Consider the following 3,329-nt stretch of genomic DNA (forward strand, 5'->3'; position numbering starts at 1 on the left):
CCATGGCCCAGCCCGTGGCCCGGCCTGAAGCTGTCTCCCAGCCCCCGGCTGGGCAGGCCCCGCTCCCGTCCGCTCCCAACGCCGCGCCGGGGCAGGTCCAGTCCCGGCCCACGCCCCGGCCTCACCCCGCGCTCGCCTCCCTGCCTCGACCCGAAACCAGGCTTCAACGCCCGCCCGGCACCGAACGGGCGCCCTTCGCCGACAGGGTCTCCGCCGCCATCGAGGAAGGCTTCAAGGTCCTCGCCTATGCCGAGACCCACCGCATCGGCATCCCAGAAGCCATCCAGCGCCTCAAAAGCCAAAGCCCCGGACCCGCCGCCACTACCTGAACGCACGGCAGCGCCCTGGTTGCATCCGTTCCTATCGTCCCGCCGTCCACGCCCCGTCGATCGGCATCGCGGCCCCGTTGATATCCTCCGCATATGGGCCGCACAGGAAAGCGATCAGACCGGCGACGTTGCCGTCCTTGACGAACCGGCGCGAGGGCTGGCGGATGCCCAAGAACGCTTCCTCCGCTTCCTCGAACGTCGTGCCGTCGCGCTGCATCTCCTGCCGCAGGCGCCAGTCGATCGCCGGCGTCAGCACCGTGCCGGGACAGATCGCGTTGCAGGTGATGCCGGTCCGAGCGACCTCGAGCGCGACGGCGCGGGTGAGACCGATGAGCGCGGTCTTGGTCGTCACGTAGTCGATCCGATTGACCGTGGCGAAATGCCCGTAGATCGAGGCCATGTTGACGATCCGTCCCCAGTTCGCCGCCTTCATCCCCGGCATCGCCAGCCGGATGATATGGAACGGCGCCGAAAGGTTGACCGCCAGCGCCTCATTCCAGTGTTCGGGCGCGAAGTTCTCCACCGCGCCGAAATGGCGCACCACCGCGTTGTTCACGACGATGTCCGGCCCGCCATGGGCCTGGCGCGTGCTCTCCACCAGGTCGCCGATCTGCGCCGGGTCGCGCAGGTCGGCGCCGTGATAGCGGGCCTTCACCCCCAGCGCCGCGATCTCCGCCACCCGTTCGGCGATCAGCGCCCCGTCCCCCATCCCGTTCAGCGTGATCGCGCAGCCCTGTTCGGCCAGCGCTCGGGCCGTGGCGAAGCCGATCCCGCCCAGCGAACCGGTGACCAGCGCGGATTTCCCGCTCAACATCGCGTGTCTCCTCCGTTTCGTTTCGGGACAGCTTAACGGGTCCTTCGGTATCGGTTAATCCGGACGGTCGAAACGACAGGGATGCACGGATGGGTTTGCTGGATGGCAAGGTGGGCGTCATCACCGGCGCCGCCTCGGGGATCGGCGCGGCGACCGCGAAGGTCCTGGCGCGGGAGGGGGCACGCCTGGTGCTGGCGGACATCGACGACGCGGCAGGCGGCGAATTGGCACAGTCGCTCGGCGCGACCTACCTGCACCTCGACGTCACGGACGAGGACGCCTGGCCCGCCGTCGTCGCGGCGGCCGAGGGCCTGGGGCGGCTCGACATCCTGGTGGCGAATGCCGGGATCGGGATCATGGGGCCGGCGATCGAGATGTCGCTGGCGGACTGGCGGCGGCAGATGGCGATCAACGTCGACGGGATCTTCCTGGCGGCGAAACATTGCATCCCGGCGATGCGCAAGGCCGGCAACGGCGGCTCCATCATCATGATGTCCTCGGTGGCCGGGCTGCGCGGATCGGCGGGGCTGGCCGGCTACAGCGCCAGCAAGGGGGCGGTCCGGCTGTTCGCCAAGTCGATCGCGCTGGAATGCGCGCTGGCGGCCGACGGCATCCGGGTGAACTCGCTGCATCCCGGCGTCATCGCCACGCCGATCTGGAACAAGTTCCCCGCGGACAGGTCGCCCACGGGCCGCAACCGCCCGGTCAACCCCCATATGATCGGGCACAACCTCGTGCCCCTGGGCAAGGCCGGCGAAGCCGAGGAGGTGGCCAACAGCGTCCTGTTCCTCGCCTCCGACCTCTCCAGCCACATGACCGGGTCCGAACTGGTGGTCGACGGCGGGATCACCGCCGGCCGCGCGTCCCGCCTGGGCATATGAGCCAGCCTGGACCTATGAGTCGGGGCCTATGAGGCTGTGGGACATCGCCGCGGCAGTGGCGCATCCGGATCACACGGTCGAGGTCACCTGGTCCGACGGGGCCAGCGCGGTCATCGACTTCCTGCCGATCGTCGATCGCGGCGGTTGGTTCACGCCGCTGCGCGAGGGCGACTATTTCGTGCGGACAATGATCCTGCTGCCCGACGGCGCCGGCGTCACCTGGCCCGAGGAGATCGACTACTCGGCCGACTTCCTCCGCCAGGTCGCCTTTCCGAACGGTGGCCCCGATGGCGGCGGCCCATAACCGCGTTGCACCATTCCCCGCCGGGTGCGAGCCTGCCGGCGACACTTCCGGGACAAGGCAAGATGGACCCGACTTTCCTTTCCGCCACGCAACTGGCCGACCTGGTCCGGACCGGCAGGATCGGCGCGCTGGAACTGCTGGATCACTACATCGGCCGGACGGAGCGGCTGGACAACCGTATCAACGCGGTCGTCGTCCGCGACTTCGAGCGGGCGCGGACGCGGGCCAAGGCGCTCGATTCCCAGGCCGACAAGTCGGCGCCGCTGTTCGGCGTGCCGATGACGGTGAAGGAGAGCTTCGACGTCCAGGGCCTGCCGACCACGCGCGGCCACGCGGAGCTGAAGGACACGCCCTGCGCCGTCACCGCCCTGCCGCTGCGGCGGCTGGAGGCGGCGGGGGCGGTCATCTTCGGCAAGACCAACGTGCCGGTCGACCTGGCCGACTGGCAGAGCTACAACCCGGTCTACGGCGCGACCTCGAACCCCTGGAACCTCGCGCACACGCCGGGCGGGTCCTCGGGCGGGTCGGCCGCGGCGCTGGCGGCCGGGCTGACGGGGCTGGAGATCGGCACCGATATCGGCGGTTCGATCCGGGTGCCGGCGCATTTCTGCGGGGTGTTCGGCCACAAGCCGACCTTCGGCCTGTGCGCGAACTATGCCGACCCGCAGACCAGCCCCGCGGCCGGCATCGACATCTCGGTCCTGGGGCCGATCGCGCGCTCCGCCGCCGACCTGTCGGTGTCGCTGGACGCGCTCGCCGGGCCCGACCCGGATGAGACGGGCATGACCTACAACCTGCCGGCCCCCGGCTTTTCCAGCCTGAAGGACCTGCGCGTCGCGCTCTGGGCCGAACAGCCGGGACAGACGACGGACGCCGAGACCGTGGCGGCACTGCACGCCCTGGCCGACCGGCTGGAAAAGGCCGGCGTGGCGGTCGACCGCTCGGCCCGCCCGGCGTTCGACGTCACGCGGGCGTATCATCTGTACTTGGAACTGCTGGAC

5 protein-coding genes are annotated in these 3,329 nt (G+C 70.0%); 4 read left to right on the plus strand and 1 reads right to left on the minus strand.

What is annotated here, in order from left to right:
• Positions 1–329 (plus strand): hypothetical protein (locus VHB27_RS10855; RefSeq protein ID WP_413788623.1); only part of this gene is annotated, 329 nt, incomplete at its 5' end.
• 31 nt (positions 330–360) lie between these two features.
• On the opposite strand, the gene VHB27_RS10860 is transcribed toward VHB27_RS10855, so the two are convergent.
• Positions 361–1,143: an SDR family NAD(P)-dependent oxidoreductase gene (locus tag VHB27_RS10860; protein WP_325600183.1), complete on the minus strand. Its 783-nt coding sequence runs from the start codon at positions 1,141–1,143 to the stop codon at positions 361–363.
• A gap of 89 nt (positions 1,144–1,232) precedes the next feature.
• Here VHB27_RS10860 and VHB27_RS10865 point away from each other — a divergent pair, with 89 nt between their 5' ends.
• From VHB27_RS10865 to VHB27_RS10875, 3 genes are all read left to right on the plus strand, one after another.
• Positions 1,233–2,024 (plus strand): glucose 1-dehydrogenase, encoded by a 792-nt coding sequence (locus VHB27_RS10865; protein ID WP_325600185.1) that lies wholly within the window; start codon positions 1,233–1,235, stop codon positions 2,022–2,024.
• Between the two features lie 28 nt (positions 2,025–2,052).
• Positions 2,053–2,328: a DUF2442 domain-containing protein gene (locus VHB27_RS10870; RefSeq protein ID WP_325600187.1), complete on the plus strand. Its 276-nt coding sequence runs from the start codon at positions 2,053–2,055 to the stop codon at positions 2,326–2,328.
• Positions 2,329–2,390: 62 nt separating this feature from the next.
• The coding region (locus tag VHB27_RS10875) for an amidase family protein (RefSeq protein WP_325600190.1) at positions 2,391–3,329 on the plus strand (939 nt) is incomplete at its 3' end.

It is taken from the genome of Rhodopila sp. (assembly GCF_035548235.1).
Lineage (GTDB): Bacteria > Pseudomonadota > Alphaproteobacteria > Acetobacterales > Acetobacteraceae > Rhodopila.

Bases quoted from the DNA above. Each gene is read 5' to 3' on its own strand.
- VHB27_RS10860 (WP_325600183.1), bottom strand. From the start codon at position 1,143: ATGTTGAGCGGGAAATCCGCGCTGGTCACCGGTTCGCTGGGCGGGATC.
- VHB27_RS10865 (WP_325600185.1), top strand. From the start codon at position 1,233: ATGGGTTTGCTGGATGGCAAGGTGGGCGTCATCACCGGCGCCGCCTCG.
- VHB27_RS10870 (WP_325600187.1), top strand. From the start codon at position 2,053: ATGAGGCTGTGGGACATCGCCGCGGCAGTGGCGCATCCGGATCACACG.